This is a genomic window from Pseudidiomarina taiwanensis (assembly GCF_003987435.1).
Classification (GTDB): domain Bacteria; phylum Pseudomonadota; class Gammaproteobacteria; order Enterobacterales; family Alteromonadaceae; genus Pseudidiomarina; species Pseudidiomarina taiwanensis.
In genome coordinates this window covers 42,643-49,043 of the sequence record NZ_PIQG01000006.1, presented here as the reverse complement: position 1 = coordinate 49,043, position 6,401 = coordinate 42,643, and the positions used below count along the sequence as shown (strand labels likewise).

Here is a 6,401-nt window from a genome sequence, read left to right as displayed (position 1 = left end):
TTGCCTGGCGGCCATAGCGAAGTGGAACCACCTGACTCCATTCCGAACTCAGACGTGAAACGCTTCCGCGCCGATGGTAGTGTGGGGATTCCCCATGTGAGAGTAGGTCACTGCCAGGCTCCTATCCTAATCCCTCGTCCTTACGGACGGGGGATTTTTTATTTCTCTATCGTATAAAAGATGTCGCCACCTTGTGCTTCACCACTTGTCGAGCTCTCAATTAAGAAGTGTTCAGTTAACTTATATTGAATAAAGAAAGTATTGGTATTCTCAAATAAGCCAACACCATATTTAACATAGAGGCGTGGTGACAGATATTTGCCGATATAAAATGAAGTGTCGCGAGGATCACGCGTTGAATCGATACCAAATTCGTCGAGTCCAAATGCTTGTTTAAACTCATTGCCGATAATATCTGTACCCTGCGAACCAAGTGCTAATAGAGCCTGCAGTTTCATATTGTCATTGTCAGATCCTGCACCCGGCCCGCGACCTAAAAGTAGGTAAGAGAGGATTGAGCTCTCAGGCATTGTCGGTGTAGAGAACAACCTAAGTTGTGGCGTGGCTAAGCTACCTCCAACTTGAGCACCGACTGCGACATCCTCCCCTGGAACCAGGCTAGCCGCTTGGCGGACCACTCTAAGGTCGAGCCCTGGATTGTTAATCGGGCCTCCGTTATAGACCAATTTTCCTCGATCAATTTGTAATTCTTGCCCATATATCTCGTATTTACCTTGCGCGACTTCGATGCTCCCCGCTGCTGTGAGTGCTTTTTCTGGTGCTTCGTTCAACTGCAGTCGTCCGGCTACATTCCCGGTAAATCCATAGGCATCTATGACGACATCATTACCCAAACTTAATTCTATATCTGCATAGACCGGATAGAGTTGATTATCTTCCTCAAACAAAGGAACATTATTTTCATAAATGACCACATCAGCTGATGGCCGGGTAACGCTGGTTAATTCAGGGGTACCGATTCTCGCTGTTGGTATATGTACACTGCCTTTTATATCCACTCGATCACCGGTTGCTGTCAGTGCGATCTGAGGATCGACAACAACGTTTAGATTAGGAGTATTAAGAGCAACGAAATTACTGCCATTAATATTTAGCCTTAGCGACTTATTCAAGGGCTCTATTGCCCCTTCTAGTGCCAACCAACCGTCGCCAGTCGACGCTTGTCCATCAAGCAAGAATTGGTCAGCAAAGCCCTCTTGATCACTTATTGAAAAGCGCAAATCGGTCAACACGATACCGCTATTCGATAGCCCCATTTCGTCCGCAGCAACTTCGAATTGCCCAGCAATTGATGGCTCTGAAACTGAGCCTGTGATATTAATCTCACCGACCGCGCGCGGTCTGATCGTATTGATATCAGGGAGCCACCATTGCAGTAGACTGAGATCGTACAACCCGACTAAAACATTCCCTTCAATTTGTTCAAGTTGCTCAATCGAAATATCTCCGACGATTGCACCTTGCTGTTCAGGTAATTGCAACAGAAACTCAGTCGTTAGAAGCTCTTGGTGACCGCGCCAGTTGAGTTGCCAAAACTCTATCTTCGATTCCACGCCATCATCTAAAGCAGAGATTCGGGTTGAATCACTGAATACATCACCCTCGGTGTAGAGTAAACTCAAGTCTTGCGGGTTAATTGCAGCGGTCGCACGGATATCGACGCGTCCACTGATACGCTCGCGCACATCGTCTGCGCGAAATCGATTCAATAAAAATAAAGGTAATTCTTGTCCAATCAAAACTAAGTGCTGTTCATCACGAACGGTCTCTGAACTCAAGCACAGAGCGGTAGGATTGCTTGCTTGCCAGCGAGATGAACGATTTAAACAAATAAGCTCTGTGGTCAACAGACGTTGTGCGATATTGAATTTAAGTTCGGTTGCTTCGAGTAACTGCCACGTCCCTAGTTCGTCGTTTCGGTAATTTAACTCGGTCATTAATGCAGTGACTTCATCCATATCGCCATTTATGAGGAGCTTAGTTGCTAACTCTCCGTCGAGTTTATGCAAGATATCGTCAGCATTGGTACTTAAATCTGCGAGTGTGGGAATCATAACACTCAATTCTAAGCCACTTACAGAGCGCTCCGGATTCAAATTAAAGTTGCCTGCCAAATTGAATTGCGTTTGATTCACAACACCTTGTAAACTGGGAATATTGATTACATCGTCTGTCAATGTAATCGCTCCAGAGCTGGTTAGCTGGTAGCTTTGAGCGGTCACTTCAAGTTGGCTTAGTTGAGCGCCTAGAGCGATGTTTTCACGCCAATTTAAGTCAGCCTTACCCAGGGCTTTAACTTGAGGATGACGTATTTCAAAAGTCTCAAGCCGAGCTGAATGTTGATTACCAAATCCCGCTAGGCTCACGTACGCATGAGTCGTGTCTAACAATGATGTGGGTTGCTCGAATTGAGCATTAAAGTTGAATCGGTAGTCATTCACTGTGCCAGCAACCTGTCCAGCTAAGTCATACGCTCGGAAATCTTCGATGCCGACATAGTGACTCAAATCGAATAAAGGACCGGTCAGTTGCAGTTTAAGCTCTGCCAGTTCAGGCTTGTTTAATGCAGTTAGCCATGAAGTGATTGATCCAGAAAGTCGTATTGATCCTCTATCAAGACCCTCAAGCCCGAATAGCTCAAAGCTATCCGTTGTAATTTCTTGTGCACTAAAATCGAGAGAACCGTGCACTATCAATTGGTTGGTATGAGCAATTTCAATAGGTTGATACCCTAAGTCGATAAGCGCGTTATTAATGCTCACCAGACTTAATTGGTTAATTTGGATTTGTCCCTGAGGTGCCAATTGGCTTTGTAAGTTATTTATCGAGCCGTTAAATGTTTGGGCCGGGCTGTCCGCGATAGTTAATTCGCCATTCAAGTTTACTTGGTCAATATTGCCAGTCGTTGCTAGCACTAGGTTTACTGAGCTCTCCCCGTTGATGGTTGCATTTATCGAGAAAGGGAGTTGGTCATTTAGGTTTATAGCCAACTCACTGTTCAGGGTAAACGCATCATATCGGGCCGCAAGGTTCTGCAGCGTTAACTCATCTTGAGTAAACTCGGCAGCGAGTACTATGTCAGAAACTTGGTAACTCGGCTCAGCACCAGTAGAGAGGGTTAACGCCTTCACATCTAGCCTCTCGAGCAGTATCGGCAGCGGTGTTGAAAAGCCTGTCAAAGAGGCCGTATGACTGTTCGATTGCTGTTCAGGTGGCTGTAAAGTTATCGCCAGTTGGTTAATGCCAATTTGATTAATCTTCAGCTTAGGATCTGTCAGTGCTAGCAGCGACCAATCCAAGCTGACTTCATCTACCGTGATCATTTGTTCTGGCATTTTTATTGCTAGATTATGAACAGTAAATTGATTTAACAAAGACCCCTCAAACCGCTCGTATTGAATTGCAACTGGGCTTACTTTGAGAGCGAGTTGAACGGCGACATTAGAACCCCAAGTTGTCGCTAACAAACCGAGTATTAGGGTCGGTACAGCGATAAAGAGGCTAACAATGATCCATGCGATACGCGTCGTTAACGTCATAAATCAGGCCCCAGAGTAAAATGGATGCGCCATGGCGACCCCGGTTCATCAATTGCTTGAGCGAGATCGAGGCGGATCGGGCCAAGTGGAGAAACCCAGCGGACACCCACTCCAATGCTTTGTTTTAACTCAGCATCCCAACTTAATAAGGTATTCCCTAAATCCGTAAACGCTGCGATCCGCCAGTTATCCGTAATTTGGTAGTCGACTTCAAGACTTGATGCAACCAAATATCGACCGCTGATTATCACGCCTTCGTCATTACTTGGACCGAGTTGACGAAAAGCATAACCACGCACAGAGTAGTCGCCCCCGGTGAAAAACCGCAACGAGGGTGGCAAGGCATTAAAATTACTGGTTTCGAGGATACCAAGTTCACCTCGAGCCAATATGCGCCAAGCTGGGCTCAGCCGATGAACCCATTTCCCTGTCATTTTCGCTGAGATAAAATCTGTTTCAGCGAGAATGCTCTCGGTTGCACCTTGCAACGTTAGGCTGAGTCGATAGCCATCATCGATTAGGTTGCGGTTGTTGGTGCTGCTCGTGCTCTCAATTAAACTCCACTCGACACTAGGAATTAAAAAGCTAGAACTTTGGGTTGGATTGGTCCCAAAGCGAAAATCTTCACTCATCAGTGTGAGTTGATACGTCCGCTGCCAGCGTTCATGGTTGTAGACATCACGAGCAGCGATACGATAGAGGGTCGAGTACTGCTGTAAATATGAAGTATCTGTTACCTCGGCAAGCAAATCATAATGCTCGATCGTTGGGTTATTACCGGGAATTTGATAATTGAACGAGCCGGTATTTTCCAGTTCAGACAAGCGTATGAGCGATGAGAACTTGTGACCACGGCGGTTAACCCAACGACGGTCAAAGCCAAATGTTGCTCGAGCCCCCGTATCCGTGCCGTAACCTAAACCGAGCTGATACCGATTGCGTTGGTTGGGAGTCATAATGATTTCAGTCGGCACAAACTCCTCAGTTCTCTCATCCCAGCGAGGGCTTAATTCAACATTTGTGAAGTAGTTCGTGCTCATTAACTGCGCTTGTAGATCAAATAAGGCGTCAGTGCTGAAGTAATCTCCAGCTTTGAATTGTGGGAAGCGAGCCAAGAAGTCAGGGTCTAACTCATTACAGCAGAATTCAAGCGCAGCAAATCGATAGCGGCGACCCGTATCGTAGTCAAGGTTAATGATGGCGCTAAAATCACTTAACTCCACTTTAACTGTTTGTTGTAATAGCCGAGCGTCGTAGTAGCCACGTTCTGCGGCAAGACCAAGTAAGCGCGCTTTTAAACGCTCATATTCGCTATGGACAAATTGTTGACCAGGCTGCAACTGAGGCCACTGTTGCAGTGCCTGAAAGCTCGGGTCAGTCGCTCCAGCACCACTAATATTTAGATTGAGACTTGCGATTTTCGTTGGCTGACCTAGCGCGACCGTATAGGTAAGCTTAAGCTCTGTTGCTGTTTCTTCTAGCTCAGTGGTGATATTGCTATGATAATAACCAAAAGGTTGTAGTGCCTCAGTGATTTGCGCTTGCCCGCGGCGCATAAGGTAGCGAAGTCGAAAACGAGAACTAATGGGCTGATCATCAAGTTGCATGATGTCCATAAATTGTTCGGCATTTTGTTCAAGGTCGCTCGCTAGTCCGGTAATGGCGACGCGTAAAATTTTACCATCAGCGGGACTCTCGCTTTGTGGGATAGCATGAGCGATGCTGAGGCCGACGAGCGCACAGGCCAGTATCAGTATACGGCAAAATTTCACCCACAAGGATGGCATAAATCTCTCTTTTCTCACTTCGATATGAATTGAGTATAACACCAAGTTTTCACTTGGATGGCTAAAAAAAGACCAGTTAAGCCAGAGCATAGAATAAATTACTTGCGACCAGTCCCTAGCCCAGTATAATCCCGCTTTGTGTTGTAGGGGCGTAGTTCCAATTGGTAGAACAGCGGTCTCCAAAACCGACGGTTGGGGGTTCGAATCCCTCCGCCCCTGCCACGCTTAATACCTTCCTTCTGCGAAGAACATACGCTAAGCTGAAACCATGACAGCGATAGACTCTCCAAAACTCACATTATCTGAACAACAAAAGCGTGCCCTTGTTGCGCTCGGCTTGCGTGTTTGGGAGGTTGCACCGGCGATTTCACCGAGTCCACAGTTTCGCCACCATTATCGCTTTGGTGAAATTATTGTTAGGTTGCAGTCACCTTGGCCCGTTCATGCTCCCGTTTGGCTTAACGACTTGGCCAATCTACTCTCTGGTCCACAACGGACAATCCAACGCGTTGAGGTTAACCCGCAGCTACTTGATTCATGGAGTGGACGAGTTATCGATCTCGAGACGATTCCGGAATTACTTACCTCAGAACAGAAGAAAGCGTTATGGCAGCAGCTGTGCCAAGGCTGATCTATCCGCTTACGTGGTGCAATCAGGTGGTCCAGATCGAAATTGCAGCGCATCCTATGCCATGGTCAGCAGCAACACTTGAGAGTTGCTTTGCAGAGTCGTATCAAAATTGGGGCGTGATGATAGAGCAAGAGCTGGTTGCCTTTACCATAACTCAAGTGACTCCTGCTGAGCGGACAGTTATGAATATTGCTGTGGCCCCAAGCTGGCAGCGAAAAGGAATAGCTGAACAGATGCTCCGAGCCGTTCTTGCTGAAGCCGACACATATCAACAAGCTGTGTTTCTTGAAGTAAGAGAGACGAATGTTGCGGCTTTAGGGCTATACCGGAAAATCGGTTTTAGCGAGGTGGGACAGCGACCAAATTACTATCCCACATCGACTGGAGAGCGTGAATCCGCAATTGTTATGCGGTATCCATGAA

Annotated in this window: 4 protein-coding genes, 1 tRNA gene and 1 rRNA gene; 4 read left to right on the top strand and 2 right to left on the bottom strand. The window is 46.7% G+C overall.

Annotated elements, in window-relative coordinates; translation table 11 throughout:
* The first annotated feature begins 3 nt into the window (after nucleotides 1-3).
* A 5S ribosomal RNA gene (gene rrf, locus CWI83_RS10530) occupies nucleotides 4-119 on the top strand.
* A 39-nt stretch (nucleotides 120-158) separates the two neighbouring features.
* On the opposite strand, the gene CWI83_RS10525 is transcribed toward rrf, so the two are convergent.
* Together CWI83_RS10525 and CWI83_RS10520 are read right to left on the bottom strand one after the other, a co-directional pair.
* Complete coding sequence (locus CWI83_RS10525; RefSeq protein ID WP_126828784.1) at nucleotides 159-3,560, bottom strand: translocation/assembly module TamB domain-containing protein; 3,402 nt, start codon at nucleotides 3,558-3,560, stop codon at nucleotides 159-161.
* Nucleotides 3,557-5,347 (bottom strand): autotransporter assembly complex protein TamA, encoded by a 1,791-nt coding sequence (locus tag CWI83_RS10520; RefSeq protein ID WP_198677300.1) that lies wholly within the window; start codon nucleotides 5,345-5,347, stop codon nucleotides 3,557-3,559. Before CWI83_RS10520 ends, CWI83_RS10525 begins: the two co-directional genes overlap by 4 nt.
* Before the next feature lie 145 nt (nucleotides 5,348-5,492).
* Between CWI83_RS10520 and CWI83_RS10515 the strand changes: the two genes are divergently transcribed.
* The 3 genes from CWI83_RS10515 (at nucleotide 5,493) to rimI (ending at nucleotide 6,400) form a co-directional block, all read left to right on the top strand.
* A tRNA-Trp gene (locus tag CWI83_RS10515) sits at nucleotides 5,493-5,569 on the top strand.
* Between the two features lie 46 nt (nucleotides 5,570-5,615).
* Nucleotides 5,616-5,978 carry a hypothetical protein gene (locus tag CWI83_RS10575; RefSeq protein WP_157980393.1) on the top strand — a complete coding sequence of 121 codons (363 nt, stop codon included), beginning with the start codon at nucleotides 5,616-5,618 and terminating at the stop codon, nucleotides 5,976-5,978.
* Nucleotides 5,954-6,400, top strand: coding sequence for a ribosomal protein S18-alanine N-acetyltransferase (gene rimI / locus CWI83_RS10510; protein ID WP_157980392.1), 447 nt, complete (start codon nucleotides 5,954-5,956; stop codon nucleotides 6,398-6,400). The genes CWI83_RS10575 and rimI overlap by 25 nt, the downstream gene beginning before the upstream one ends.
* The last annotated feature ends 1 nt before the right edge of the window (nucleotide 6,401 follow it).

What these genes read in the sequence shown, in the direction of transcription:
- CWI83_RS10525 (WP_126828784.1), bottom strand. Translation starts at nt 3,560, where the DNA reads ATGACGTTAACGACGCGTATCGCATGGATCATTGTTAGCCTCTTTATC.
- rimI (WP_157980392.1), top strand. Translation starts at nt 5,954, where the DNA reads ATGGCAGCAGCTGTGCCAAGGCTGATCTATCCGCTTACGTGGTGCAAT.
- CWI83_RS10575 (WP_157980393.1), top strand. Translation starts at nt 5,616, where the DNA reads ATGACAGCGATAGACTCTCCAAAACTCACATTATCTGAACAACAAAAG.
- CWI83_RS10520 (WP_198677300.1), bottom strand. Translation starts at nt 5,347, where the DNA reads ATGCCATCCTTGTGGGTGAAATTTTGCCGTATACTGATACTGGCCTGT.